Source organism: Bradyrhizobium sp. S3.7.6 (assembly GCF_054061875.1).
Map to the genome: position 1 here is coordinate 4,487,018 of NZ_JBSSEQ010000001.1, position 26,404 is coordinate 4,513,421.

Consider the following 26,404-nt stretch of genomic DNA (forward strand, 5'->3'; position numbering starts at 1 on the left):
TCGTCGCCCGGCTTGACCGGGCGACCCAGTATTCCAGAGACGGTTGTGATTGAGCCGAGAAGCCGCGGCGTACTGGATGCCCCGGTCAAGCCGGGGCATGACAGCGAGCTAGTCCTGCGGCTCTGACGTCGCGTCACCTTGCGCATCGATGCGCAGCCAGCCTGACGGCGCTAGGCGCTGCTGCGGCAGGAAGCGGGCCTTGTAGTCCATCTTCTTCGAGCCTTCGATCCAGTAGCCGAGATAGACGTAAGGCAGCCCCTGGCGGCGGGCGCGGGCGATGTGGTCGAGGATCATGAAGGTGCCCATCGACCGGCTGACCTGGCTCGGCTCGAAGAACGAATAGACCATCGACAGGCCGTCGCTGAGTACGTCGGTCAGCGCCACCGCGATCAGCTCCTCACCGCGGCCCGTGATGCCGCTGTCGGGGCCGCGCTTGCGGTACTCGATGATGCGGGTCTCGACATGGCTGTCCTCGACCATCATGGCGTAGTCGAGCACGGTCATGTCGGCCATGCCGCCATGGCGGTGGCGGGAGTCGAGATAGGCGCGGAACACCGAATATTGCTCGGAGGTCGGCACCGCACTGCGCTGCTCGCCGATGATGTCGGCGTTGCGCGCGATGACTTTCCGGAAGTTGCGGGAGGGGCGGAACTCGTTGGCGACCACCCGGACCGAGACGCAGGCGCGGCACTGGTCACAGGCCGGCCGGTAGGCGATCGACTGGCTGCGGCGGAACCCGCCATGGGTCAGGAGGTCGTTGAGGTCACCTGCGCGCTCCCCCACGAGGTGCGTAAACACCTTGCGCTCATGCCGGCCCGGCAGATACGGGCAGGGAGAGGGCGCCGTGAGGTAAAATTGGGGGGTGTCGCGCGAGTGTTGGGTCAAGGGACGTCGTGGGCCTCCAAAGTGGGCATTAGCATCGCGCTACGAAGGCCCTCGGTCAATCGGTCTACTCGGCAGGTCAGATCAGTCAGTTTAGTCGGTCCTGGTTGATAGGTTCTTGATCATCAGGCTCTCAGTAGGTCCTTGCGGCCTGCGGAACGGGCGCGCGGACGGAATTGTTGATCACGACCGTTCCCAGCACGACATCATGCAGCAGGCGCCGGCGGCCGTTGAACAGCCCAACCAGCACCACGAAAGGTGTCAGGAACGAGACCGTCACCCAGAACAGCACGGCATGGGTGGCGCCGAGCACGAAATAGCCGGGCGCGCCGTACCAGGTGCGCAACTCCAGATCCATCAGGCGCATGCCGATCGTCGCGGACGACGGACCGCCGATGCAGGCACCGTAATAGACGATCGCCCAAACAACGGAGGCCGGCCAGGCCAGCCAGAACAGCGCCCAGCCGATGCCGAGCGTGACGATGCCAAACAGCGCGATGAAGATGTAGCCGAGGATCACGGGAACGGAGATCACGACCATGTCGATCAGGAACGCGAACGCCCGCCGCGTTGCCACGCCACGGAACAATTCCGGGTGCAGATAGGGATCGAAGGCGTGCGGTTGCATGGCGCCGTCATTGCGCCAGGCATTGCCCGAGTCCGAATACGACATGGTCCGTTCTCCCAAGGGAAACTCCCGTGGCAGGACATGGGAGCAAGTCATCCCCGTGCCAAGGGCGTGCGGGCGTCAACAAGCCGAAATATTCCGGCAATTCGGGGGCGGGGCTGTTACCGCTGTCGTTCAGGGAAGGCGTCGTAGGGTGGGCAAAGGCGCGTTAGCGCCGTGCCCACCATCGTTCCGCGATCGCTAGCTGGCATGGTGGGCACGCTTCCACCTTCGCTCTTCGAGCTACGGCGGACAAGCCGCTTGGCCCATCCCGCGATACCTTACGTTTGGCTCCGCAGCTTCTCCGCCACCTTCGGCGCAAAATAGCTGAGCACGCCGTCGGCGCCGGCGCGCTTGAACGCCAACAGGCTCTCCATCATCGCGCGCTCGCCGTCGAGCCAGCCATTGTTGGCGGCCGCTGCGATCATCGCGTATTCGCCGGAGACCTGGTAGGCGAAGGTCGGCATCGCAAAGGTGTCCTTCACGCGCCGGACCACGTCGAGATAGGGCATGCCGGGCTTCACCATCACCATGTCGGCGCCCTCGGAGATGTCGAGGTCGACCTCGCGTAGCGCCTCGTCGGTGTTGGCGCTGTCCATCTGGTAGGTGCGCTTGTCGCCGGTCAGCGTCTTGGCCGAACCGATGGCGTCGCGGAACGGGCCGTAGAAGGCGGAGGCGTATTTGGCCGCATAGGCCATGATCTGCACGTCGAGCAGGCCAGAGCGGTCCAGCCCCTCGCGGATCGCGGCGACGCGGCCGTCCATCATGTCGGAGGGCGCGATGATGTCGCAGCCGGCTTCGGCCTGGACCAGCGCCTGACGCACCAGCACCGCGACCGTCTCGTCGTTCAAAATCTTGCCGTCGGAGATCAGGCCGTCATGGCCGTGGCTGGTGAAGGGATCGAGCGCGACGTCGCAGAGGATGCCGATGTCGGGAAACTCCTTCTTGATCGCGCGCACCGCCTGGCAGACCAGGTTGTTCGGATTGGTCGCCTCGGAGCCTTCCTCGTCGCGCAGGGACGGGTCGGTGTAGGGAAACAGCGCGAGGCAGGGGATGGTGAGCTTCATGGCGCGCTCGGCCTCGCGCACGGCCTGGTCGACGCTGAGGCGGTCGACGCCCGGCATTGAGGCGATCTGCTCGCGCTTGTTGTTGCCGTCGATCAGGAACAGCGGCCAGATCAGATCGTCGGTGGTCAGCACGTTCTCGCGCACCATGCGCCGGGCCCATTCGGCCTTGCGGTTGCGGCGCGGGCGGACGGCCAGATCGAGGGCAGGGGAGGCACTGGCGCCATCCCGGCGCGAAACCTCGCGCAATTCGATCGGACGTCCGTATTTGATCGCCATCATTCTTCCTCCGGCTGGAATTATTCTTATACCAGCTCGCATGGTTCCCGCCACCGCGGCTTGACCTGCCGCAAGGCAAAATTGAGGTCGCTCGGGCAGCCGATTGATTTTGCGGGGCGAAGCAGCCAGAAGGGGGCCATGTCCGAAATCTCCACCCGCGATGCGGCCCGCGACGGCGCCAGTGCCAGGGACGCCGCCAGAGACAACGCCAAGGACAACGCGATGTCGGTGGCGGCGATCTCGTCGGAGCGCTCCGAGTCCGACGACAATGTCTGGACGCGCCGGCTCGTGCTGTTTCTGCGCGTGATGGCGCTGCTGTCGATTCTGAAGGGCCTCTATCACTGGGCCCAGGTCACCGGCTTCGTCGGCGGCGAGGACGAGGCGTTCGAAAACCAGTCGATGGCCTGGCAGGCCGCCACTGTCTATTTCGCCGTGATCGAGCTCGTTGCCGCGGTCGGCCTCTGGCTCGCGACGCCCTGGGGCGCGGTGGTGTGGCTGACGACCGTGGTGTCGATGGCGGTGATCGAACTGATGTTCCCGGGCATCTACGGCGGCAGCCTGATCGTTGTCGGTGTCGAAGCCTTCATGCTCGCCGCCTATCTCGCGCTCGCCTGGATGGCCGCGCGCGAGCGGCCGCCGTAGCGCGCTTACGATTTCAACGCACACTCACACTCTCTCGTGCCCCGGACGCAGCGCAGCACGCAGTGTTGCGCTGCTGAGCCGGGGCCCAGCTCTCCACGATCTCGTTTGCGGCTTCTGGGTCCCGGCTCTGCGCTCCGCTTCGCTGCGCTTGTCCGGGACACGAGAGCGGCATTTCCGAAGTCGTGGCTTGGTTGACCGTTCGTTGCCTAAAATTCGAGGTAACTTTTCATTGACTCCGTGCGTTCCGCCACAGCTCTTACGCGCCCGTTTCGAAACGGGGCGGCCCTGTACTGGAATGCGACAGAGGTGGCGGACGGAGGGTGAACAGGACCTTGCGAGGGTCAACAGACGGTTGCGAAAAGCCCTTGTGACACAGGCTTAATCCGCAATTCACTGTCTTAAATTCATGATCTCTTTATTCTCTTATTTAAGCCGATCTTCAAACGCCCCCCTTAAGTTGCACCTATCAGACGAAGCACAAGTTTCGTCGAATGAGTGTCGATAAAAACGACAACAGGGGAAGTGTCATGATGAAAGCCGTCGCAACTGCGGCAGATACCGCAGAGCGCGTCTCCGGCCAGCAGGGTTCGGTGCAGTCGCTCTATCTGGAAGCTTTGACTCTGGTGGAGCGGCTGCATCGCCGGCTCCTCGACGTCATCAAGGATGAATTCGATCGCCGCGGCCGTGCGGACATCAACTCGGTCCAGGCGCTCCTGCTCTACAACATCGGCGACAAGGAGCTGACCGCGGGCGAGCTGCGCACGCGCGGTTACTATCTCGGCTCCAACGTCTCCTACAATCTGAAGAAGCTCGTCGAGCTCGGCTTCCTCGATCATCAGCGCTCGCGCGTTGATCGCCGCTCGGTGCGCATCCGCCTGACCCCGCAGGGCCAGGAAGTCCGCCGCATCGTCGACTCCCTCTACCAGAAGCACGTCAAGACGGTGGAGCAGGTCGGCGGCATCTCGGGCGAGGAGTTCTCGACCCTCAACAAGTCGCTGCACCGCCTCGAGCGGTTCTGGACCGACCAGATCCTGTATCGTCTCTGAGTTCTTTACGACGGGACTTGGCCAAGCCGGCCCACAACAAGACCGGCAAGCCTCCCGAACGTGCCTGACCTCCCCAAGCGCGCCGGCCCGGCTTTGCCCGGACCGGTGCGTTTTGTCGTTTCGCGACTGCGAAATAATGACCCGGCCGGGCGGAACCAGTTCCCCGCAGCGCAGTTGTTACTGCGGATCGGAGGATGCGATGCTGGTTGAGCGCGGGCTTCAGGCAATGAACGTCGAACTCGTGAGCGACGCCTATGCCATCGCAGCGAATTACCTCCGCCGCTCCGGCGCGATTCCCGACACGCTGGTCACCAACGAAAGCCTGCTCGAGATCATCATCAAGCTGCTCCAGCACGGCGAATTGAACAAGATCAGGCTCGCCAACAAGGCCATTGGCCGGTTCGAGGCCCAGTCCGGGGCCCGCGCGGTTGCCTGAGCAAAACTCCCAGAATTCGACAGAACCAGAGGGTGCCATGGAAGCTGCCATCGACCGCATCATGCAGACCTACGACCTGCTCGCCAACCGCACGTCCGCGGCGAGCGCGGAGGCGCGGGCCAAGGTCACGAACTATCTCAATACGTTGATGGAAGCCGGCGAGAAAGACACTCACAGGTTGACGGTGTGCGGACTGACCTATCTGCGCCAGCTCGACGGCAGCGTCGATCCCGTAAAGGCGGGGTATACCGGGCTGTAGGGGCAGGTCCGGCCCGCACGGATTTTAAGGTCCAAATCGGACCCTTCAGGACTGATCGGGGCGGACGGTTCAAGCAGCCGTCCGTTCGCCCAGATCCTTCAATCCCCACCATATCTTGCATAAATATCAGGCCCGACCCGCAAATACTTGGCCGGTGGCGGGTGATGTGGTAGATCGCGCTCGCCGCTTCCGATCGCCACACCAGACCGCCCGTAGCCCGCCAAAAGGCTGCGGCGGTGGAGATATTCGCAAGATGACCTCAGCCAGAACCGCCTCCGCGCCCGACTCGTTTTTCACCGCCTCGCTCGACCAGGCCGACCCGGAAATCGCCGCCGCCATCAAGGGCGAGCTCGGCCGGCAGCGCCATGAGGTCGAGCTGATCGCCTCCGAGAACATCGTCAGCCGTGCCGTGCTGGAAGCGCAGGGTTCGGTGATGACCAACAAGTACGCAGAGGGTTATCCGGGCGCGCGCTACTATGGCGGTTGTGAGTGGGTCGACGTCGCCGAGAACCTCGCGATCGATCGCGCCAAGAAGCTGTTCGGCGCCAACTTCGCCAACGTGCAGCCGAACTCCGGCAGCCAGATGAACCAGGCGGTGTTCCTGGCGCTGCTGCAGCCCGGCGACACCTTCATGGGCCTCGACCTCGCGGCCGGCGGCCATCTCACCCACGGCTCGCCCGTCAACATGAGCGGCAAGTGGTTCAAGGCCGCGCACTACACCGTGCGCCGCGAGGACCAGATCATCGACATGGACGCGGTCGCCAAGCAGGCCGAAGAGGTCAAGCCCAAGCTGATCGTCGCCGGCGGCTCGGCCTATTCGCGCGCCTGGGACTTCAAGCGTTTCCGCGAGATCGCGGACAGCGTCGGCGCGTACCTCCTGGTCGACATGGCGCACTTCGCCGGTCTCGTCGCCGGCGGCGTGCATGCCTCGCCCGTGCCGTATGCCCACGTCACCACCACGACGACTCACAAGTCGCTGCGCGGTCCGCGCGGTGGCCTGATCCTCTCGAACGACGAGGCGCTCGCCAAGAAGCTCAACTCGGCGATCTTCCCGGGCCTGCAGGGTGGGCCCCTGATGCATGTGATCGCGGCGAAGGCGGTCGCCTTTGGCGAAGCGCTGCGTCCGGACTTCAAGATCTATGCGAAGAACGTCGTCGAGAACGCCAAGGCGCTGGCCGAGGCGATGAAGAGCCACGGGTTCGATATTGTCTCCGGCGGCACCGATAACCATCTGATGCTGGTCGACCTCAGGCCGAAGGGCCTGAAGGGCAACGTCTCGGAGAAGGCGCTGGTCCGCGCCGCCATCACCTGCAACAAGAACGGCATTCCGTTCGACCCCGAAAAGCCCTTCGTTACCTCGGGCCTGCGTCTCGGCACCCCGGCGGCGACGACCCGCGGTTTCGGCGTCGCCGAGTTCCAGCAGGTCGGCGGCATGATCGCCGAGGTCCTCAACGCGATCGCGCAGTCCGACGACGGCAAGGCGCCGCTGGTCGAAGCCGCGATCAAGGAGCGGGTCAAGGCGCTCACCGATCGGTTCCCGATCTATCAGTAAAGCCTAGGGTAAACGGATGCGCTGCCCGAACTGCAACAGTCTCGATACGCAGGTAAAGGACTCGCGTCCGACCGAGGATTCTTCCGTGATTCGCAGGCGGCGCGTGTGCGTCGCCTGCAATTTCCGCTTCACCACTTTCGAGCGTGTGCAGTTGCGCGAGCTCACGGTGATCAAGCGCAACGGCCGCCGCGTGCCGTTCGACCGCGACAAGCTGATGCGCTCGGTGTCGATCTCCTTGCGCAAGCGACAGGTCGAGCCGGAGCGGGTCGAGAAGATGGTCTCCACCATCGTCCGCGAGCTCGAGACCGGTGGCGAGGCCGAGATCTCCTCCGAGGTGATCGGCGAGACCGTGATGGAGCATCTGCGCACGCTCGACGACGTCGCCTATGTGCGCTTTGCCTCGGTCTATCGCAATTTCCGCGAGGCCAAGGATTTCGCCGACGTGCTCGGCGAGCTCTCCGGTGAGGAGGAAGCGCGGCTCGCCGCGATCCGCAAATGATCTTTCGGATCCTGGAGGATCAGTTCGCGCAGAAGGCCCGCGAGTCCAAGGACGCCGATCGCCGCTTCATGCAGCTGGCGCTGGCGCTGGGCAAGCGCGGGCAGGGGCGCACCTGGCCCAATCCTGCCGTGGGCGCTGTCATCGTGAAAGACGGGCTCATCATCGGCCGTGGCTGGACGCAGCCAGGCGGGCGACCGCATGGCGAGCCCGAAGCGCTGCGCCGGGCCGGCGAGGCCGCGCGAGGCGCTACGCTCTATGTCACGCTGGAGCCGTGCTCGCATTTCGGCAAGTCGCCGCCTTGCGCAGACGCGGTGATTGCCGCCGGCATCACGCGGGTGGTCGCGGCGATCGAGGATCCCAATCCGGAAGTCGCGGGCCAGGGTCATGCGCGCTTGCGCGCCGCCGGCATCACGGTGGATGTGGGTCTGTGCGCGGCGGAGGCCGCGTTCGACCATGCCGGGCATTTTCGCCGCATCCGTGACGAGCGCCCGCATGTGATCCTGAAGCTCGCGGTCTCGCCTGACGGTAAGATCGGTGCGGCTGGCGGCAAGCCGCTTGCAATCACGGGCGAGGCCGTGCGCAATCGCGTGCATCTGCTCCGCGCCCAGAGCGACGCCATCCTGGTCGGCATCGGCACGGTGCTGGCGGATGATCCGCAGCTCAACTGTCGCCTGCCGGGCATGGAAGCGCGTTCTCCCATACGCGTCGTGCTCGACCAGAATCTGCGCATTCCGGCCGCGAGCCAGCTTGGTCGTTCCGCGCGGGAGACGCCGCTCTGGGTGATCGGCTCGGAGCTTGCGGAAGCCGCCGCCGCCACGCGGCTCGGAGCGGCAGGCGCTCAGATCATCCGCGTACCGCCGGGAAACGCTTCCGGGCTTGATCTTTCGGCCGTGCTGCATGTGCTGGCGGAGAAAGGCATCACACGGCTGATGGTCGAGGGCGGCAGCCGTGTCGCGGCGTCCTTCGTCGCGGCCGACCTCGCCGACGAGATCTGGCTGTTCCGCGGAGCGGAAGGGGTCGGCCCGGGCGGCGTCGATGCGCTCGATGCATTGCCCCTGTCGAAAATCACGCAGTCGCAGGCCTATAAGGTTCATGCTAGCGAGACATTCGGCAAGGATACTCTCACCACCTACGAGCGCGCGTAATGTTCACTGGCATTGTCACCGATATCGGCGAGATCGTCGGCTTCACGCCGACAGCGCAGGGCCAGTTGCACAGGCTGCGCATCGCTTGCCGCTACGATCAGACCACCATCGCCGACGGCGCCTCGATCGCCTGCAACGGCGTCTGCCTGACGGTGGTTGCTTCCGGAGTCGAAGGCGGCAGAACCTGGTTCGACGTCGATGCCGCCGCCGAGACGCTGGCGCTGACAACTGCAAAGCACTGGAAGGTCGGCACGAGGCTCAATCTCGAGCGCGCGCTCAAGATCGGCGACGAACTCGGCGGCCATATCGTCGCCGGCCATGCCGACGGTGTCGCCACCCTCGTCAGTCGCGAGGACCTGCCTGATATGGCGCGGTTCGAGCTCTCGACCACGCGGGAGCTCGCGCGCTTCATCGCCACCAAGGGCTCGATCACGCTCGACGGCGTGTCGCTGACGGTCAATACGGTGAGAGACGTGACCTTTTCGGTGCTGATCATTCCGCATACCCTGACGGTCACGACGATCGGCGGCTGGAAAGCGGGCGCCGAGGTCAATATCGAGGTCGACCTGATGGCCCGCTATGCAGCGCGGCTGACGGAAATGAAGTGACGGCGGAGCCGTTATTCCGGGATGGTCCGATGGACCAGACCACAGGTGCGCAATTGCGCACCGGGGAATCTCGAGATTCCGGGCTAGATGCTTCGCATCGCCCCGGAATGACAGTGTCTTTGAACTTGGCTTACATGCGTCCGGCGACTACATAGCGCCGACCTCTGTAGAACGGATTTAGACGATGGCAGACGCGCGACGCGCACCCCTGAAGGACCAGACCGACATTTCCGGCGCACGCGCGCTGATTGTCGAGGCGCGGTTCTATGACGATCTCCAGGATGCGCTTCTGGACGGCGCGGTGACCGAGCTGAAGGCAGCCGGTCTGACGCATAACGTCATCACGGTTCCCGGCGCGCTGGAAATCCCGGCGGCGGTCGCCATCGCGATCGATGCCGCTGCGGCGAACGGCAAGCCCTATGACGCGGTGATCGCGCTCGGCTGCGTGATCCGCGGCGACACAATCCACTTCGAGATCGTCTCGCAGGAATCCTCGCGCGCGCTGATGGATCTTGCGGTTTCGCGAAAGCTGCCGCTGGGCAACGGCATCCTCACCGTCAACACCGAGGCGCAGGCTTGGGCGCGGGCGCGCGCCAGCGAGCTCAACAAGGGCGGCGATGCCGCGCGCGCCGCGCTTGCGATGCTGCGCATCAAGCGCCGGCTGGCGCGGGCTTGATCATGGCCGATCACAGCAAAAAGCCGCCGGCTGGCACCGAGAAGAAAGCGAACCGGCGCGGTGCGGCGCGGCTCGCGGCCGTCCAGGCCCTATATCAGATGGACATCGCCGGCGCCGGCATCAACGACATCTTTGCGGAGTTCGAGAGCCACTGGCTCGGCAACGAGGTCGAGGGCGATACCTATCTGCCGGCGGAAGCCGCCTTCTTTCGCGACGTGGTCTCCGGCGTCGTGCGCGACCAGAAGATGCTCGATCCCCTGATCGACGAGGCGCTGTCGAAGGGCTGGCCGCTGAAGCGGATCGAGGCCATCCTGCGCGCGGTGCTGCGGGCAGGGGCCTATGAGCTCCAGCATCGCAAGGACGTGCCGGGCCGCGTCGTCGTGTCAGAATATGTCGACGTTGCGAATGCCTTCGTCGACCGCGAGGAGACCGGCATGGTCAACGCCGTGCTCGACCAGATCGGCCGCCAGTTCCGCGGCGATGAGTTCGGGCGGGGGTAGTTATCCACGAGGGCGGTGAAGAGATGCGATGCGGCTGCCCCATACTCCGCTGTCATCACCCGCGAAGGCGGGTGATCCAGTACGCCGCGGCGGTCGTAATTCATCACTGCCGTCTCGGCGTACTGGATCGCCCGGTCAAGCCGGGCGATGACAGCATTGGGTGTGGCTAAGGCCGATGGCAGACTCTCAAAACCCCTCCGCCGAAGACTCCCTCATCGCGCGCTATTTCAAGCCGCTGGCGACTGACCCCGGTGCGTTCGGGCTGGTCGATGATGCCGCGGTGTTGTCCCCGTCCGGCGACGACATCGTGGTCACCACCGATGCCGTCGTCGAGGGCGTGCATTATCTTGCAACCGATCCGCCCGACACCATCGCGCGCAAGGCGCTGCGGGTGAACCTGTCCGATCTCGCCGCCAAGGGCGCGGCGCCCGCCGGCTTCGTGCTGACGCTGGCGCTGCGCAGCCGGGAGGATGCCTGGCTCAGGCCGTTCGCGGACGCGCTCGGCGAGGACAGCAGGACCTTCGTGTGCCCGCTGCTCGGCGGCGACACGGTGTCGACGCCGGGGCCGCAGATGATCTCGATCACCGCCTTCGGCCGCGTGCCGAAGGGGCGGATGGTCGGCCGTACCGGCGCGCGGCCGGGCGACCGCATCCTGGTGACGGGAACGATCGGCGATGCCGCGCTCGGCCTCGACCTGCTCACAGGCGGCGCCGCAGCCGGGGCGCTCGCGTCCGAACCGCAAGCGAGGGAAATGCTGGTCTCGCGCTATCGCATCCCGCAGCCGCGCAATGTGCTGGCGCAGGCCGTGCGCGACCACGCGACGGCCGCGATGGATGTCTCCGACGGGCTCGCCGGCGATCTGGCGAAACTCTGTGCAGCGTCGGGCGTCTCGGCCACGGTTGACGTCGCGAACGTGCCGCTCTCGGCTGCTGCGGCCGGCCTGATCGCGCGCAACGCTATTTGCGTTGAGACGCTGCTCGCCGGGGGCGACGACTACGAGGTGCTGTGCACGGTGCCGCCGGCGCAAAGTGAGGCGCTGATTGCCGCAGGGCAGGCGGCGGGCGTGGCCGTCACGGCGATCGGCACGATCGTCGCGGGCCGCGAACGGCCGCGCTTTTTGGACGGTCAGGGCCAGGAACTGGCCTTGAAGCGCCTGTCCTACAGCCACTTCTGAATTCGACTCGCCTCAAGCCCGATCTATCCGGATTTGCCGGTCGCCGCTTGCCGCAACCCCGACGAAAGCAAGTAGATGTATCCGAACCGTTGGTGCGAATGCAGCCAATGGATTTGATTCGATGACGGCGGCCGTTGCGGGTTTGAGCGAGGCGCAGATTGTTCCCGGGAGGGAGTGCGGAAGCTGCACGCTCTGCTGCAAGGTTTACAACGTGGTCGAGCTCGGCAAGGCCGCCGGCAAGTGGTGCTCGCATTGCAAGCCCGGCCGAGGCTGCACGATCCACGACAAACTGCCGAGCGAGTGCGCGGCGTTCAATTGTCTCTGGAAAACCGAGCCGACGATGTCCATGCAATGGAAGCCCGATCAGTCGAAGATGGTGCTCACTTTGCACCCCGAGACCAACAACATCCAGGTCGTGGTCGATCCCGGCGTGCCATCGGCCTGGACGCGGCAGCCTTATCACGGCCAGTTGCGCTTGTTGTCGAAGAGCAACATGCCGAAAGGCCATCTCGTGGTGGTGTTCGTCAATGAGCTGGCGACGCTCATCCTGCCCGACCAGGATGTGCAGCTCGGCAGCCTCACACGCGAGCAGGTCGTTTCGGTGACGCACGAGGTCGGCCCGAATGGCGGCGTCTACGAGGTCAAGATCTTCAACCGGCGTACAACAGCCGACGGGCAGACCCTGGAAATGGCGTCAGCCTCTCGCCATCCCGTGAGGGCGATGGCCTAGGCGTGGCCCAGGCCAAGCCTCGCCCGGTTCTGAGGTCGCCTCCCGGTGCTGCGCCAGGCCGGCGGCCAAGCGCTCGGGATTAGGTCTAAATACTTGCCGAGATCGGCTTTTTCGGCCTCATCCGGCGTTGCACCCTCAATTTGATTTTGGCAAGCTTGTGACCGACCAGGGCCACACCTTCGTGCAAGGGGCGGCCCTGTTCAAATAAGGGCGCCCACCGCATGACGGAAAAACAAAAGGCGCCGGGGGTACGTACATCAAGGATCTGAGGCAAAAATCACATGACAGCATTATGGTTGATAGTGCTCTGCGGAGTGCTTTCCATCGTCTACGCGATCTGGGCGACGTCTTCGGTGTTGAGTGCGGATGCGGGGTCACCGCGCATGCAGGAAATTGCAGGCGCAGTCGCTGAAGGCGCACAGGCGTATCTGCGGCGCCAGTATACGACGATCGGTATTGTCGGCGTCGTCATCTTCGTCCTGCTTGTCTATTTCCTTGGTCTCTACGTCGGCATCGGCTTCTTGATCGGCGCCGTCCTGTCGGGGGCGGCCGGCTTCATCGGCATGAACGTCTCGGTTCGCGCCAATGTGCGCACCGCCCAGGCAGCGACCACGTCGCTTGCCGGCGGCCTCGAGCTCGCCTTCAAGGCAGGCGCCATCACGGGCATGCTGGTGGCGGGTCTCGCGCTGCTCGGCGTGACCCTCTATTTCGGCTTCCTGGTGCACTCGCTGAAACTGGCGCCTGATAGCCGTCTCGTGGTCGACGCCCTGGTGGCGCTCGGCTTCGGTGCCTCGCTGATCTCGATCTTCGCCCGTCTCGGCGGCGGCATCTTCACCAAGGGTGCGGACGTCGGCGGCGACCTCGTCGGCAAGGTCGAGGCCGGCATCCCCGAGGACGATCCGCGCAACCCGGCCACCATTGCCGACAATGTCGGTGACAACGTGGGCGACTGCGCCGGCATGGCTGCCGACCTGTTCGAGACCTATGCGGTGACTGCGGTCGCCACCATGGTGCTCGCGGCGATCTTCTTCGCCAAGACGCCGATCCTCATGAACATGATGACGCTGCCGCTCGCCATCGGCGGCATCTGCATCATCACCTCGATCATCGGCACCTTCTTCGTGAAGCTCGGGCCGAGCCAGTCGATCATGGGCGCGCTCTACAAGGGCCTGATCGCAACCGGCATCCTGTCGCTGATCGGCATCGCCGGCGTGATCTACTATCTGATCGGCTTCGGCAAGCTCGACGGCGTCGACTACACCGGCATGTCGCTGTTCCAATGCGGCATCGTCGGCCTCGTCGTCACCGCGCTGATCATCTGGATCACCGAATACTACACCGGCACCGACTATCGTCCGGTGAAGTCGATCGCCCAGGCGTCGGTGACCGGTCACGGCACCAACGTGATCCAGGGTCTCGCCGTCTCGATGGAAGCGACCGCGCTGCCCGCGATCGTCATCATCGCCGGCATCCTGGTCACCTACAGCCTGGCGGGCCTGTTCGGCATCGCGATCGCGACGGCCACCATGCTGGCGCTGGCCGGCATGGTCGTCGCCCTCGACGCCTTCGGCCCGGTCACCGACAACGCCGGCGGCATCGCCGAGATGGCGGGCCTGCCGAAGGAGGTGCGCAAGTCGACCGACGCGCTCGATGCGGTCGGCAACACCACCAAGGCGGTGACGAAGGGCTACGCGATCGGTTCCGCCGGTCTCGGTGCCCTCGTGCTGTTCGCGGCCTACAACCAGGACCTCAAGTTCTTCGTTGCGGACTCCGCGCACCATCCGTACTTCGCCGGCGTCAATCCGGACTTCTCGCTCAACAACCCCTACGTGGTTGTCGGCCTGCTGTTCGGAGGCCTCTTGCCGTATCTGTTCGGCGCGATGGGCATGACTGCGGTCGGTCGCGCGGCAAGCGCGATCGTCGAGGAGGTGCGCCGGCAGTTCCGCGAAAAGCCGGGCATCATGCAGGGCACCGACAAGCCGGATTACGGCAAGGCGGTCGACCTGCTGACCAAGGCGGCGATCAAGGAGATGATCATCCCCTCGCTGCTGCCGGTGCTGTCGCCGATCTTCGTCTACTTCGTGATCTATGCGATCGCGGGTGGCGGCCCGGCCGGCAAGTCGGCTGCGTTCTCCGCGGTGGGCGCGATGTTGCTCGGCGTGATCGTGACGGGCCTGTTCGTCGCGATCTCCATGACCTCGGGCGGCGGCGCCTGGGACAACGCCAAGAAGTACATCGAGGACGGTCACTTCGGCGGCAAGGGCAGTGATGCCCACAAGTCGGCCGTGACCGGCGACACCGTCGGCGATCCCTACAAGGATACGGCGGGACCGGCGGTGAACCCGATGATCAAGATCACCAACATCGTGGCCTTGCTGCTGCTGGCGATCCTCGCGCACTGAGCGGCGCAAGCGACACAAGACAAAACCCCGCGGCGCGAGCCGCGGGGTTTTTGTTTTGGTGGGCCGGAGCCTCTCACCACGTCATTGCGAGCGTAGCGAAGCAATCCAGAATCTTCCCGCGGCGAAAGTCTGGATTGCTTCGCTGCGCTCGCAATGACGGATGTGGTGCCTACTGCACGTCCATCTGCAGCCCTTCCTTCTGGATGATGCCGGCGAACTTCTTCGTCTCGGCGTCCACGAAGTCGGCGAACTGCTGCGGCGAGCCGTAATCGGCGTGGGCGCCCATGGCGGAGATGTTCTTCTTGATGTCGTCGCGCTCCAGCATCGCCTTGACCTGAAGATTGAGCGCTTCCAGCACGGCGGGCTGCACGCCCTTCGGCAGGAACACCGAGAACCACGACGACACGTCGAAATTGGCCAGCTCCGGCGCGCTCTCGCGCATGGTCGGCAGGTTCGGCGCGAGGTCGCTACGGTCGGTCGTGGTGACGCAGAGGCCGGTGAGGGTGCCGTTCTGCACCTGCGGCAGGCTCGGATAGAGGTTGTCGAACAGGATCTGGATGTCGCCGGCCAGCGCGGCCTGGAGCGCGGGGCCCGCGCCGCGGAACGGGATATGCGTCATCTTCAGTCCGGTGAGCTGGAGAAACCAGGCGCCGGTGAGGTGAGGGCTCTGGCCGACGCCGGACGAGGCGTAGCTGAGCTTGTCCGGGTTGGTCTTCAGATATGCGATCAGCTCGGCGACCGACTTGATGCCGGTCTTCGGATGCGCCGAGACGATGTTCGGGATCCGGATCATGTTGGAGACCGGCTGGAGCTGGTCCGGCTTGTAGGTGAGGTTCTTGAAGATGCTGTAGGCGATCGCGTTCGGCCCGGGGTTGCCGATCAGGATGGTGTGGCCGTCAGGCTTGGCGCGGACGGCCTCGGCCGTGCCGATCGTACCGCCGCCGCCGGAGCGGTTCTCCACGACCGCCGACTGGCCCCAGGCGGTCTGCAGATGCGCGGCCAGCAGCCGGCCCATGACGTCGGTCGAGCCGCCGGCCGCAGCCGGCACGATGATGCGGACGTTTTCGGTGGGCTTCCAGTCCGCCAGGCTCGATCGCGGCAGGATCGCTGCGGCCGAGAGGCCGGCAGCACCGGCGAGCACGCGACGGCGGGACAACAAAGTCTTGGGCACGAATCCACTCCCTGCTTCTTGTTTTGCAGGGAGCGTATGGAACCGGGCGCGCAACGGCAAGCCGCACGCGACGGCAAGTGCCGCGCGGAGGGCGGCACGACGCCGCAGGCTGAAGACTCAGTTAAAGCTGAGCAGCTTGAACAGCGGCGTGAGGTAGTTCATCTCCTGACCCGACGTCGCCGTGGTCCGGCTGATGAAGTCGAAGATCTTGCCGTCCTGAAGGCCGTAATTCGCCAGCCGGCGCACGCGCCGATTCTTGTCGAAATAGACCGCGATGACGCGCTGGTCGACCACCTTCTGGTTCATGAAGGCGACCATCCGCTCCGAGCGCTGCGAGATGTAGTAAAACACCTCACCGTCGAGGGTTGCGACCGTGGAGGGCGTGCCCATCACGATCAGCACCTGGTCCTGGCTCGCGCCGATCGGAATCTGCTCCAGCGCGCCGGGCGGCAGGATGTAACCCTTCTGGAACTGCTCGCCGGTGCAGCCGGCAAGGGCGGCGCCGACCAGGGCGACGGCCGCGAGCATGCGCAAACCGCGCCAGCGTGCATGAAGGCCGCGCGGCTTGTTGGCGCGCAGGCTGGTCTGGTTCGTTATCGTCATCGTGGAACTGATTCCGTCCCCTTGCGTCGCGCGAGGCGCTGAAGTACCGGGCGGAGACTGCAATTGCAACACGCGCACGCCCGCTTGCGGAACCCACAATGGTTTGGCCGTTCAATCACTTCAGGAAACCCCGGCAAGCCCCGCGCGGCACCATTGAAGCCATCTATGGCATGATCGTGACGCAGGCGCGAGAACCCATATTTTACCGCGACTTGGGCGTGCCCGATACGGTTAACGGGCGTTTCGACCTGTTGCTGCTGCATCTCTGGCTGCTGCTGCGACGCCTTCGCACGGTCCAGAGCGCCAACCAGGGCCAAGGCGCCACGGAGCTGTCGCAGGCGCTGTTCGACCGTTTCTGCGAGGACATGGACGACAATCTGCGCGAGATGGGGATAGGCGACCAGACTGTGCCGAAGCGGATGCGGGCCTTCGGCGAGGCGTTTTACGGCCGCGTTCAGGCCTATGACCAGGCCATCGAAGGGGGCGGCGAGGCGCTGGCGGCCGCCATCTGCAAGAATATCCTGAATGGGACCGGCATGGACCAGGCGCGGCAGCTCGCGGCCTACGCCCGGGCCACCGAGGCCGATCTCGGCCGGACAGATGAGGCCACGCTGCTGTGCGCATCCTTCAAGTATCCCCCAGCGCTCACTGAGGACATCACGCGATGAGCCGACCGAACGCCGAATCCAGAGCCGATCCCTGGCGGTCCCCCGTCATCGTCGCGCAGATCCCCGACACCGGCCTGCACCGCAGGCTCGAGGCTTCAGCCGCCGAACTGCAGGCCATCGCCGAGGTCGGCGGCTTGCGGGAGGTGCTCTCCGCCCAGGCTGCTTTCGACGTCGTGCCCAAGAGCGGCGGCCGGATCCAGGTTACGGGGCACGTCCGTGCCCGGATCGGCCAGATCTGCGTCGTCACCCTCGATCCGATCGAGAGCGAGATCGAGGAGGAGGTCGATCTGGTGTTCGCCCCCGAAGCCGAGGTTCGGAAGATGGCCGACCTGATCGAGGAGGGGCAGGACGATGCGGAGCCGCCGGAGGTGATCGATCCGCCGGAGGCAATCGTGAACGGCATCATCGATCTCGGCCGGATTGCCACCGATGCGCTGTTCCTGGCGGTCGATCCCTATCCGCGCAAGCCGGGCGTCAAGTTCGAGGCCGAGGTCACCGCGCTGGACCCCGAGGACCATCCGTTCGCGGCGCTGAAGGCGCTCCAGGACAAGAAGAAGGGCAAATAGCTGGGCATTCCCGGTGGGGATCGCTTTGCGGGGTGCGTGAGATGCCTGTCCGGATGCTTTGAAAGGAGCTTATATCTGTTTGATTTCAATGCGCTTATTGTGAATTTTCGCCGCCGCCCGCGGGTCGCCCCGAATGCAAAAGGCTGGGGGCAAGAGGTTGTTTCGGGATAACAAAACGCTATTGTCGCGCCCCGGTCCGGGCGCCGCGTGGCGCCTGACCGGTCGCCATGTCCATGGCGGACCCATTTTGCGGCACCGCTCGTTCAAGACCGCACCAGACCAGGTTTCCAGGACTTTTATGCCAAGCAAGGTTCGCATCGCGCTTGACGCCATGGGGGGCGACGTCGGCGCCGCCGTGGTCATTCCAGGCGCCGCCATCTCGCTTCACAGGCATCGCGAGATCGAATTCCTGCTGGTCGGGGACCGCGCCAAGATCGAGCCCGAGCTCGAGAAGCATCCCGCCCTCAAGGCCGCTTCGAAGATCATCCATACCGACGTCGCCGTCGCCATGCATGATAAGCCGAGCCAGGCGCTGCGGCGCGGCCGCAAGACCTCCTCGATGTGGCTCGCCATCGACGCGGTGAAGAAGGGCGAGGCGGATGTCGTGATCTCCGCCGGGAATACCGGCGCGCTGATGGCGATGTCGCGCTTCCACCTGCGCACGCTGCCGGGCATCGACCGCCCGGCGATTGCCGGGGTATGGCCGACCAAGCGCGGCGAATCGGTCGTGCTCGACCTCGGTGCCGCCATCGGTGGCGACGCACACCATCTGGTGTCGCTCGCCGTCATGGGCGCCGCGATGGCGAGTGTCCTGTTCGACAAGCCCCGGCCCACGGTCGGCCTGCTCAATATCGGGACCGAGGAGATCAAGGGGCACGAGGAGATCCGCGAGGCCGGGGACAGGCTGCGTGCGGTGAACCTGCCGGAGCTCGATTATCTCGGCTTCGTCGAGGGGGATGGTATCGGCAAAGGGCTGGCCGACGTCATCGTCACCGAAGGCTTCAGCGGCAATATCGCGCTCAAGGCCGCCGAGGGAACCGCACGGCAGATGGCGGAATTACTCCGCAACGAGATGCAGCGGAGCTGGCTGTCCAAGCTCGGCTACCTCTTGGCGCGCAGCGCCTTCCAGGCCCTGCGGGACAAGATGGACCCGAACAAGTCCAACGGCGGTGTGTTCCTTGGATTGAACGGGATCGTGGTCAAGAGCCATGGTGGAATCAGCGCCGAAGGCTTTGCCTATGCGATCGATGTTGGCTATGAGATGGCTCACTACGATCTCCTGAACAAGATCAATCAGATGCTCAACCGCGAGGGTGGTGCACTTAGTTCCGTGCAGACCGCGCAGGAGGCTGTTTCGTGACTCAAATTCGTTCGGTCGTGCTGGGCTGCGGCTCTTATTTGCCGGAGCAGGTGGTGACCAACGCCCAGCTGGCGGCGCGCATCGACACGTCCGACGAATGGATCGTGCAGCGCACCGGCATTCGCGAGCGGCATATCGCGGCCGAGGGCGAGTTCACCTCGCATCTGGCGATCAAGGCGGCGCAGGCTGCGCTCAGCGACGCCGGCGTGGACGCGCAGTCGATCGAGCTGATCGTGCTTGCGACCTCGACGCCTGACAACACCTTCCCCGCCACCGCGGTCGCGGTGCAGCACGCGCTCGGCATCAACCATGGCGCGGCGTTCGATCTCCAGGCGGTGTGCTCGGGCTTCGTGTTCGCGCTCGCCACCGCCGACAATTTCCTGCGCACCGGCGCCTTCAAGCGCGCGCTGGTGATCGGCGCCGAGACCTTCTCGCGCATCCTCGACTGGAACGATCGCGGCACCTGCGCGCTGTTCGGTGACGGTGCCGGCGCGGTGGTGCTGGAGGCACAGGAGCAGCCGGGCAATGCCGCGACCGACCGCGGAATCGTGACCACTCACCTGCGCTCCGACGGCCGCCACAAGGCAAAGCTGTTCGTCGACGGCGGTCCGTCCTCGACCCAGACCGTCGGCCATCTGCGCATGGAGGGCCGCGAGGTCTTCAAGCACGCGGTCGGCATGATCACCGACGTGATCGTCGACGCCTTCCAGACTACCGGGCTCAATGCCGACAGCATCGACTGGTTCGTGCCGCACCAGGCCAACAAGCGAATCATCGACGCCTCCGCCCACAAGCTCCACATCGCGCCGGAGAAGGTGGTGCTGACGGTGGACCGCCACGGCAACACCTCGGCGGCCTCGATCCCGCTGGCGCTGTCGGTGGCGCGCAAGGACGGCCGCATCAAGCGCGGCGACCTGGTTTTGCTGGAGGCGATGGGCGGCGGGTTCACCTGGGGCTCCGCGCTGGTGCGCTGGTAGCGCCACATTCGATAAAATTTTGCCGGAATTAGCTGCCATTATCGATGCGCCTGCATTGATGAGCGCTGTTGACCGGCGTATCGTAACCTCATAATTTCAGACAACAATTGTTCGCCGTGATGTGGGGCAGGGCGATGACCGACCAAAGCAAAACCGTAACGCGTGTTGATCTCTGCGAGGCCGTCTACCAGAAGGTGGGCCTGTCGCGCACGGAATCGTCTGCGTTCGTGGAACTCGTCCTGAAGGAGATCACCGACTGCCTGGAGAAGGGCGAGACGGTGAAATTGTCCTCTTTCGGCTCCTTCATGGTCCGCAAGAAGGGTCAGCGTATCGGCCGTAACCCGAAGACCGGCACCGAGGTGCCGATCTCGCCGCGCCGCGTCATGGTGTTCAAGCCGTCGGCCATCCTGAAGCAGCGGATCAACACCCAGCATCGCGGCAATGGCGACGCCAGCAAGGCTCAACCCGAGGCGTAACCGCCTGCGCGAAGGATTTGGCATTTGGACAAGGCGCCGGATGCGTTCCGAACCATCAGCGAAGTAGCGCAGGAACTCGACATTCCGCAGCACGTGCTGCGGTTCTGGGAGACCCGATTCTCCCAGATCAAGCCGATGAAGCGCAGCGGCGGCCGCCGCTACTACCGCCCCGACGATGTCGACCTGCTCAAGGGCATCCGCCGCCTGCTCTACGGGGAGGGCTACACCATCCGCGGGGTGCAGCGGATTCTCAAGGAGCACGGCGTCAAGTCGGTGCAGGGCCTCGCCGACGGCGCGGCCGCGGTCTCGTTCGGGGCCATTGAGGATGCCATCGGCGCCAGCCTGATGGAGCCCGACGACGACGACGAGGCGCCCATCAAGGGCGTCACGGATGCCGACGAAGACGACTACCAGGGCGACGAGGAGGAAGGCATCGACTTCCGCTTCACGGAGGTCGACGACGAGGACATCCTCACCACCTTCCGCAAGGGCGGCACTCCCGCCGCACCTGCCGGGCCCAGCGCCATCGACCGGGAGCGGCTCGGACGGGTGCTCGCTGACCTCGTCGCGTGCCGGGAGATGCTGGATCAGGCGCTGAAGGACGGCTAGGGCGCTTTTCGCGAGCTTTGCCGGCAGTTCCGGGGCTGTGGGCACGGACGCCAAAATGCTGCGACCTCGCCTTGCGCAAAGCGGCGATCCTAGCTAATGGAACGACGTTCGGAGCGTGGCGCAGCCCGGTTAGCGCACTAGTCTGGGAGACTAGGGGTCGGAGGTTCAAATCCTCTCGCTCCGACCATTAAAATCAAAGACTTAGCCGGAGGTCTGAAGAGCTGGCTAAAAGATTTTTAGCCACTATGTAGCCAGCCTACCTCCCATGTGTGGAATGGCCCGCGCGATTGACTTCCTCGCCCAAGAGGCGGCAAAAACCCCAGTCGCAATAACGTTTGGTTTCAAAGCGATTGCAATTACGGTTTGTGCCCTATTTGTTCGAATTTGATTTGATATCCATTTGTGCTTCCAACGCCAACACACGGAGGCAACTAGTGGCGAACATCAGGGTTCGGGAGGCGGCCGAATATCTCGGCGTTTCGAAATCCTTTCTGGATAAAGCACGCTGCTACGGGACCAGCGGTCCCGCGTTCATGCGTTTCGGCAAAGCCGTAGTCTATTCTACCGAAGCACTCGACGAATGGGCGCGGACCTGCACCATCGCCAACGACAATTCAAAGAGCGGCACCCAAGCCGCCTAGCACGACTGGCCCTTTAGCCAGGTGCACCCGTAACCAAACTAGGAAATCCAAACATGACGGGCACGCCAGATTCCGGCGACAGCAAATCCGCGCGCATTGCTGCCCAAATCGATGCACTGGAGGACGAAATGTTACGGGCCGCGCGGGCGAGTATCCCCGACGCAACGCTGAGCGATTGCAGCGAGTTCGATGTGTGGAAGCACGACCAGTTGTGCGCGGCGTATTTTAAGGCCGTAGAGGAAGACGGGAAACGGTGAAAATCCTATCCATCCGCCCGGCACCGCCTGGAGAGGGAAAGACGTTGGCTCGCTTTGATATTGAGCTGACGCCAGAACTGCGAATGTACGACCTAAGACTCGTGCAGACCGAAAGCGGTCGTCGCCTCACTTACTCACAGAACGCCGCGGGACGGCGTACCGCGACCTTCGTTGGCACCTTTGCCGATGAAATTACGCAACTTGCCAGCAATGCATTTGATGGGGGCTTGAACGCCAGTGACGAGATTCGCCGCAGCTAAGATCACCGACAATACCGATCCGATCCGCACGCACTGCGAAATGCTGCATGGGCTTGCTAAGCGCGTTGACGGCGTGTTCGTTGTGTCTGCGTTCAATGCCAATCTTAAGGGCGACAAGGGCACCATCACGCACCACAGGGTGGGCGACGTTGACGGCATGGTCGAGGCCATCCTGGCGCATCAAGATACGCCTGGCGCGAACGTCTACACCGCCCCCCACATCATGAAGCGGGGCTTGCCGCGCGGTAAACGCGGAACGAAGGCCGACATCGTCGTCGTGGTCGGTTTGACGGCAGACATGGACGCGGACACGGGCAACGCTGGCGACTTGCCGCTCGAGCCCAACTATATCGTCGAAACCAGCCCCGGCAATCAACAGCCATGCTGGTTGTTTGACCGGCCATTGTCTGTGGCCGAGGCTGCGCCGCTCGCGTTGGCCCTGAAGCGCGCAACAGGATCTGATCACGGCACCGCTGATGTCGACCACGTGTGGCGCGTTCCGGGAACAAAGAATTGGCCAAATGAAGCCAAACTGAAGCGCGGTCGATCACCAGATCCAGCTCCGGTGCGCTATCTGCAAGAATGGTGCGGAGATCTGACTAACGTGGATGCCTTCCGCGGGGCGCTGGCGCCTTGGGCATCTCCACCAGCGACGGAGGCAAAGCCCATGGAGCTTGGCGACCTCCCCGATATTGACGGCATCGTGGTGTCGGAAAAGCTGGCGGCGATGCTTGCGGCCAACGATGTTGGCAACCGTTCTGACTACGCGGCAGTGGTCGTCGAGCAGATGGCCTTCGACGGTCACAGTGCTGAGGCCGCGGCGGCTCTCTTCTTATCAGCTAGGGGCAATTGGTTTGCCCGCTATAGCTCTGAAGACCGTGCTCGCGTGGACTTCACGCGCCTCTGGGGCAAATACGGAGAGAGGCATGCGGAGATGCGTGAGGCTGGAGCAGCGCTTGCGTCGTCTCTGACGGCGGCCAATGACAACGTACCTCCGGTGGACCTTTGGCAGCGTCGTGCGCACCCACCGCTTCCCTTTGGGCTTCTTCCGCCAGTCATTGAGGAGTTCGCCTTGGCACAGGGCGAACTGATGGGTGTTGATCCCGGCGGCCTGGCGGCTGCTGCCCTTGCGGTATGTGCAGCTGCAATTCCCGATTCCATTCGGTTGAGGGTTAAGCGCCATGATCCGAATTGGCTGGAATCTGCTCGCCTGTGGGTCGCGCCAATTGGTGACCCATCCACGAAGAAATCCCCGCTGATTTCCGCTGCTGCCGCGCCACTAAAACGGCTCGATCGCGATATGTTTCGTACTTACGATTAGGCGCGGCGCAAGTATGATTCTCAGTCACCAGCAGACAAGAAGGACGCGCCCGCACCCAAGCATGTTCGTCTGCGCCTAGAAGACACAACGATCGAAGCTGCACAGGAAGTCCTAAAGGATAGTCCTGATGGTGTTCTGTGCCTGCAGGATGAGTTATCGGGCTGGTTTGGGTCTATGGACAAGTACAGTTCCGGCCGTGGCTCTGCGAAGGACCGGGGCTTCTGGCTGCAATCATTCAATGGCGGCCCGTACACGGTGAATCGCATTGGGCGCGGCGCCGTGCTGATTGAGAACCTATCGGTTTCGCTCTTAGGCGGCATCCAGCCCGAGCCAATCCGCGCTCTCGCTGCCGAAGCCCATGACGATGGTTTGCTTCAGAGGCTATTTCCCATCGTTCTCGGCGCCGCCGGTGCCGGTGTCGATAAGCCCATGCCAGATGCCGCTGCCGCATATGAGGCTACCGTGGCCCGCCTGACGCGATTACGCAGGCCGACAGGAGAGGGTGCGCTCAGTACCTATGTTGAAGTGCCGCTGCAGTTCGATGACGCCGCGCAGGATCTGCGCAGCTCGCTAGCGCAGAAGTACTTCGAGATGCAGTGTGCGTGGGAGGCGGTGAATAAGAAACTTGCTTCGCACCTCGGGAAATATGACGGCCTATTCGCTCGTCTTTGCATCGTGTTTCACTGCATTGAGAGCGACGGTGCGCGACCGGCATCCGTCATCAAGGAAGACACCGCGAGCCGGGCCGCTGCGTTCCTTGAGAAGTTCCTGTTTCCGCACGCTGTCGCGTTCTACGTCGATATCCTCGGACTCTCGGATCGGCATGACATGGTGTTGGCGGCGGCTGGGTTTATTCTAGCGCGCAAGCTGGAGACTATCTCGGTGCGAGACGTCAGGCGAGGTGACCGCATAATGCGGGGGATGGACGTAGACCAGGCCCAGGCGGTTCTGGAGCAGTTGGATGCCTTTGGCTGGCTAGAGCCCGTGCAAACAGGCCGACGCGACTCCTTGACATGGCAGGTGCTGCCATCGGTCCACAAACTGTTCGCTGACCGTGCCGAGGCAGAGAAGGCACGCCGTGAAGAGGTCCGCCGGATTATCTCCGGCTCGTTGCAGTAATAGCAAGTGGCCGCAACTGGCCCTTGCGCGCGCGTCACATAGAGCAAATCCCGTTCTTTTCTATCTTCAAGGGACATTCTCAATCTTACTGACTCGCGCGCGCAAGGGACTCTCGCGGCCACTTCACGAAGGGGACGATATCGAAGACGCCGAGGAATGCGATGGCGAGGCGCTGCACGCATATGGGCGCGACGTCGCCACTGGCGAGTGGACATGGGAATGGGTTGCGGTGGAGTCGCTTATGGAGGGTGGCCTCGGCGATCTGCTACCGTGGCTGGCTGCATAGGGGTGGGGCCGACTCAATCTCTCCCACCATCGGCCTTAACTTCCGGCCCCACAGTTACGGACGTCATCCCGCAAGTTTTCAAATTGTTTTCCCCTGTGTGCAGCCATACCAAGAGCCAGTGAATGGCCAGAACGTCACGTCACGAAGAGACAATCCATGAAACACACCCGTCCTGGATACGCCACGCGTTGCTGCTGCGCTGGGCGAACACCGTGATGTGTTGGAGCAGTCACTCGATGGCGCGACCGCGCGGGAGATTGCCGCTGCGAACGGTTGGGGCGATGGCAAGGCGGCGAGCGCAGGATCGGGGGCTGCAGGATGCCGCTCTATTGGCGTTCGCCGCGCCGGAGATCGCAGCCTAGCAATGAAATCATGGTCTAGCCTCATTTGAGCCTGGAATCGCCGATCAGTATCTCCCGCGCGCCAGAGCGGGGGAGACTGCGAGTCGTGGCGAACGAGCGGCGACGTAATGTCTATGCTGCGCAGATAATGGTCGACGGCAGTCCTGTGCGGTGCAAGGTCCGCCACCTCACTGATTCCTCTGCGGTCGTACAAGTAGATAACGCGCCTCTCGTGCCCGCAGCCTTCGGCCTGCGCGTTCCAAGTGCTGGCTTGGATACGGATTGCTCGGTTGTATGGCGTGATGAGCGCCGTCTCGCCGTGAAGTTTCTGAACTGACTGCCTATGTCTTTGTAGACGCGCGTCCCTCGACCCTATCTGGGAACGTATACAAGTGTAGGGATGCTGATCCCGACGTGGCAGCGCGCCGCAGGGTTGAGGGGGCATGTGCCGTCGACAAATCTCGCTTAGCATCTGAGGCGCATGGACCGGGGAGGGGTGGGTCAGATCCTTCCAACCTTCGCCACTAACCACCGGCGGCCCCCGAAATTTCGCGCATCCACAAATCAAAATATGGGGTATCTTAGGTTGTATTGTAAACGCACCTGACGAGAAGACCCATGCCGCGCGAAAGCGCGGCGAGATCAGTGCTCCGTAGTCGAAGAATAGATCCTTCATGAACCCGCTAGCAACGCGCTCCGCTTTTCTTTGGTCGTCGACAAGTAAATCAGTTGCGGATGCCGATTAGTCGCAAGCATGGGACGGCCGCCTCATCAATGATAGCCATATCGCCGACAGCATCATCGCCTGCGCGAGGAAAGGGCAGACATCGATCGGCGGTTTGACGGAGGCGGGAGAAGCCGCGCTCGCGCGCCGGGCCATTTCAGACAGGAAGCAGGCCTGATCTTCTCTACCGGGCCGCGTGATCCGCAGGCCGAGACGCGGCGGCTTCCTTGTCGGCGCGCGGTAGCCAGCGCTGTACGCCAGTAAGTTGATCAGAAGAAGAACGGCGTTCTGGATGATGAGCGAGTTCTTCGGTTCATTATCCCGTCGGCGATCCATGCGAGAGACGCGGCGATAAAGAGAGCGAACCCGCACACGGTGATGCGCGCGTTCCAGTTCGCCGCCACCATGGCGGCAGCGATAATCGTCATGGCGGCTGCCAGTGTCCTTAATACTTCAAGGCTCAT

General features: G+C 63.8%; 28 protein-coding genes, 1 tRNA gene and 1 pseudogene. 24 read left to right on the plus strand and 6 right to left on the minus strand.

Annotated features, from left to right (window positions below; all coding sequences use genetic code 11):
* Positions 1 to 108: 108 nt before the first annotated feature.
* From ACVJ5M_RS21610 to hemB, 3 genes are all read right to left on the minus strand, one after another.
* Positions 109 to 885, minus strand: a complete 777-nt coding sequence (locus ACVJ5M_RS21610; protein ID WP_014494765.1) for an arginyltransferase — start codon at positions 883 to 885, stop codon at positions 109 to 111.
* A 130-nt stretch (positions 886 to 1,015) separates the two neighbouring features.
* Positions 1,016 to 1,555, minus strand: coding sequence for an RDD family protein (locus tag ACVJ5M_RS21615; protein WP_063982851.1), 540 nt, complete (start codon positions 1,553 to 1,555; stop codon positions 1,016 to 1,018).
* A 275-nt stretch (positions 1,556 to 1,830) separates the two neighbouring features.
* The gene (hemB, locus tag ACVJ5M_RS21620) at positions 1,831 to 2,892 is read right to left on the minus strand and encodes a porphobilinogen synthase (RefSeq protein ID WP_063986325.1); all 1,062 of its coding nucleotides are present in this window, start codon (positions 2,890 to 2,892) and stop codon (positions 1,831 to 1,833) included.
* Positions 2,893 to 3,030: 138 nt separating this feature from the next.
* On the opposite strand from hemB, the gene ACVJ5M_RS21625 reads away from it, so the two are divergent.
* The 13 genes from ACVJ5M_RS21625 (at position 3,031) to ACVJ5M_RS21685 (ending at position 14,561) form a co-directional block, all read left to right on the plus strand.
* Positions 3,031 to 3,534, plus strand: coding sequence for a DUF6163 family protein (locus ACVJ5M_RS21625; RefSeq protein ID WP_354079230.1), 504 nt, complete (start codon positions 3,031 to 3,033; stop codon positions 3,532 to 3,534).
* Between the two features lie 527 nt (positions 3,535 to 4,061).
* Positions 4,062 to 4,580: a transcriptional regulator LdtR gene (gene ldtR, locus ACVJ5M_RS21630; protein WP_011087797.1), complete on the plus strand. Its 519-nt coding sequence runs from the start codon at positions 4,062 to 4,064 to the stop codon at positions 4,578 to 4,580.
* A gap of 199 nt (positions 4,581 to 4,779) precedes the next feature.
* A complete protein-coding gene (locus ACVJ5M_RS21635; RefSeq protein ID WP_028152498.1) occupies positions 4,780 to 5,016 on the plus strand; it encodes a hypothetical protein in 237 nt (78 codons plus the stop codon).
* A gap of 37 nt (positions 5,017 to 5,053) precedes the next feature.
* The gene (locus ACVJ5M_RS21640) at positions 5,054 to 5,275 is read left to right on the plus strand and encodes a hypothetical protein (protein WP_008131709.1); all 222 of its coding nucleotides are present in this window, start codon (positions 5,054 to 5,056) and stop codon (positions 5,273 to 5,275) included.
* A 253-nt stretch (positions 5,276 to 5,528) separates the two neighbouring features.
* On the plus strand, positions 5,529 to 6,827 hold the full coding sequence (gene glyA / locus ACVJ5M_RS21645) for a serine hydroxymethyltransferase (RefSeq protein WP_028152497.1): 1,299 nt from the start codon (positions 5,529 to 5,531) through the stop codon (positions 6,825 to 6,827).
* A 16-nt stretch (positions 6,828 to 6,843) separates the two neighbouring features.
* On the plus strand, positions 6,844 to 7,326 hold the full coding sequence (gene nrdR / locus ACVJ5M_RS21650; protein WP_007603426.1) for a transcriptional regulator NrdR: 483 nt from the start codon (positions 6,844 to 6,846) through the stop codon (positions 7,324 to 7,326).
* A complete protein-coding gene (gene ribD, locus ACVJ5M_RS21655) occupies positions 7,323 to 8,471 on the plus strand; it encodes a bifunctional diaminohydroxyphosphoribosylaminopyrimidine deaminase/5-amino-6-(5-phosphoribosylamino)uracil reductase RibD (protein WP_354079234.1) in 1,149 nt (382 codons plus the stop codon). Before nrdR ends, ribD begins: the two co-directional genes overlap by 4 nt.
* Complete coding sequence (locus ACVJ5M_RS21660) at positions 8,471 to 9,079, plus strand: riboflavin synthase (protein ID WP_085399860.1); 609 nt, start codon at positions 8,471 to 8,473, stop codon at positions 9,077 to 9,079. Before ribD ends, ACVJ5M_RS21660 begins: the two co-directional genes overlap by 1 nt.
* Positions 9,080 to 9,263: 184 nt before the next feature.
* The gene (gene ribH / locus ACVJ5M_RS21665) at positions 9,264 to 9,755 is read left to right on the plus strand and encodes a 6,7-dimethyl-8-ribityllumazine synthase (RefSeq protein ID WP_354098460.1); all 492 of its coding nucleotides are present in this window, start codon (positions 9,264 to 9,266) and stop codon (positions 9,753 to 9,755) included.
* 2 nt (positions 9,756 to 9,757) lie between these two features.
* Positions 9,758 to 10,255 (plus strand): transcription antitermination factor NusB, encoded by a 498-nt coding sequence (gene nusB, locus ACVJ5M_RS21670; RefSeq protein WP_063982855.1) that lies wholly within the window; start codon positions 9,758 to 9,760, stop codon positions 10,253 to 10,255.
* A gap of 175 nt (positions 10,256 to 10,430) precedes the next feature.
* Positions 10,431 to 11,429 carry a thiamine-phosphate kinase gene (gene thiL / locus ACVJ5M_RS21675; protein ID WP_283016748.1) on the plus strand — a complete coding sequence of 333 codons (999 nt, stop codon included), beginning with the start codon at positions 10,431 to 10,433 and terminating at the stop codon, positions 11,427 to 11,429.
* A gap of 121 nt (positions 11,430 to 11,550) precedes the next feature.
* Complete coding sequence (locus ACVJ5M_RS21680; RefSeq protein WP_283016747.1) at positions 11,551 to 12,159, plus strand: hypothetical protein; 609 nt, start codon at positions 11,551 to 11,553, stop codon at positions 12,157 to 12,159.
* A gap of 281 nt (positions 12,160 to 12,440) precedes the next feature.
* The gene (locus ACVJ5M_RS21685) at positions 12,441 to 14,561 is read left to right on the plus strand and encodes a sodium-translocating pyrophosphatase (RefSeq protein ID WP_071913231.1); all 2,121 of its coding nucleotides are present in this window, start codon (positions 12,441 to 12,443) and stop codon (positions 14,559 to 14,561) included.
* A 169-nt stretch (positions 14,562 to 14,730) separates the two neighbouring features.
* Here ACVJ5M_RS21685 and ACVJ5M_RS21690 read toward each other — a convergent pair whose 3' ends face one another.
* Together ACVJ5M_RS21690 and ACVJ5M_RS21695 are read right to left on the minus strand one after the other, a co-directional pair.
* Positions 14,731 to 15,732: a Bug family tripartite tricarboxylate transporter substrate binding protein gene (locus ACVJ5M_RS21690; protein WP_354098462.1), complete on the minus strand. Its 1,002-nt coding sequence runs from the start codon at positions 15,730 to 15,732 to the stop codon at positions 14,731 to 14,733.
* A 117-nt stretch (positions 15,733 to 15,849) separates the two neighbouring features.
* Positions 15,850 to 16,335, minus strand: coding sequence for an outer membrane protein assembly factor BamE (locus ACVJ5M_RS21695; RefSeq protein ID WP_028152489.1), 486 nt, complete (start codon positions 16,333 to 16,335; stop codon positions 15,850 to 15,852).
* 98 nt (positions 16,336 to 16,433) lie between these two features.
* Here ACVJ5M_RS21695 and ACVJ5M_RS21700 point away from each other — a divergent pair, with 98 nt between their 5' ends.
* The 11 genes and pseudogenes from ACVJ5M_RS21700 (at position 16,434) to ACVJ5M_RS21750 (ending at position 24,589) form a co-directional block, all read left to right on the plus strand.
* A complete protein-coding gene (locus ACVJ5M_RS21700; protein WP_354079239.1) occupies positions 16,434 to 17,003 on the plus strand; it encodes a ubiquinol-cytochrome C chaperone family protein in 570 nt (189 codons plus the stop codon).
* Positions 17,000 to 17,569 carry a YceD family protein gene (locus ACVJ5M_RS21705; RefSeq protein ID WP_354079241.1) on the plus strand — a complete coding sequence of 190 codons (570 nt, stop codon included), beginning with the start codon at positions 17,000 to 17,002 and terminating at the stop codon, positions 17,567 to 17,569. The genes ACVJ5M_RS21700 and ACVJ5M_RS21705 overlap by 4 nt, the downstream gene beginning before the upstream one ends.
* 298 nt (positions 17,570 to 17,867) lie before the next feature.
* Complete coding sequence (plsX, locus tag ACVJ5M_RS21710; protein ID WP_354098463.1) at positions 17,868 to 18,929, plus strand: phosphate acyltransferase PlsX; 1,062 nt, start codon at positions 17,868 to 17,870, stop codon at positions 18,927 to 18,929.
* The gene (locus ACVJ5M_RS21715; protein ID WP_456679385.1) at positions 18,926 to 19,906 is read left to right on the plus strand and encodes a beta-ketoacyl-ACP synthase III; all 981 of its coding nucleotides are present in this window, start codon (positions 18,926 to 18,928) and stop codon (positions 19,904 to 19,906) included. Before plsX ends, ACVJ5M_RS21715 begins: the two co-directional genes overlap by 4 nt.
* A gap of 134 nt (positions 19,907 to 20,040) precedes the next feature.
* On the plus strand, positions 20,041 to 20,382 hold the full coding sequence (locus tag ACVJ5M_RS21720; RefSeq protein WP_028152484.1) for an integration host factor subunit alpha: 342 nt from the start codon (positions 20,041 to 20,043) through the stop codon (positions 20,380 to 20,382).
* 24 nt (positions 20,383 to 20,406) lie between these two features.
* Positions 20,407 to 20,991 carry a MerR family transcriptional regulator gene (locus ACVJ5M_RS21725; RefSeq protein ID WP_071913245.1) on the plus strand — a complete coding sequence of 195 codons (585 nt, stop codon included), beginning with the start codon at positions 20,407 to 20,409 and terminating at the stop codon, positions 20,989 to 20,991.
* Between the two features lie 109 nt (positions 20,992 to 21,100).
* Positions 21,101 to 21,178, plus strand: a tRNA-Pro gene (locus tag ACVJ5M_RS21730).
* Positions 21,179 to 21,425: 247 nt separating this feature from the next.
* Positions 21,426 to 21,632 carry a helix-turn-helix transcriptional regulator gene (locus tag ACVJ5M_RS21735; protein WP_049808087.1) on the plus strand — a complete coding sequence of 69 codons (207 nt, stop codon included), beginning with the start codon at positions 21,426 to 21,428 and terminating at the stop codon, positions 21,630 to 21,632.
* Positions 21,633 to 21,685: 53 nt separating this feature from the next.
* On the plus strand, positions 21,686 to 21,889 hold the full coding sequence (locus ACVJ5M_RS21740; RefSeq protein WP_304490106.1) for a hypothetical protein: 204 nt from the start codon (positions 21,686 to 21,688) through the stop codon (positions 21,887 to 21,889).
* Positions 21,886 to 22,149: a hypothetical protein gene (locus ACVJ5M_RS21745; protein WP_304490105.1), complete on the plus strand. Its 264-nt coding sequence runs from the start codon at positions 21,886 to 21,888 to the stop codon at positions 22,147 to 22,149. Before ACVJ5M_RS21740 ends, ACVJ5M_RS21745 begins: the two co-directional genes overlap by 4 nt.
* Positions 22,150 to 22,447: 298 nt before the next feature.
* Positions 22,448 to 24,589, plus strand: a pseudogene (locus ACVJ5M_RS21750) (DUF3987 domain-containing protein).
* A gap of 1,620 nt (positions 24,590 to 26,209) precedes the next feature.
* Here the strand turns inward: ACVJ5M_RS21750 and ACVJ5M_RS21755 are convergent.
* Positions 26,210 to 26,404, minus strand: a complete 195-nt coding sequence (locus ACVJ5M_RS21755; protein WP_144030747.1) for a hypothetical protein — start codon at positions 26,402 to 26,404, stop codon at positions 26,210 to 26,212.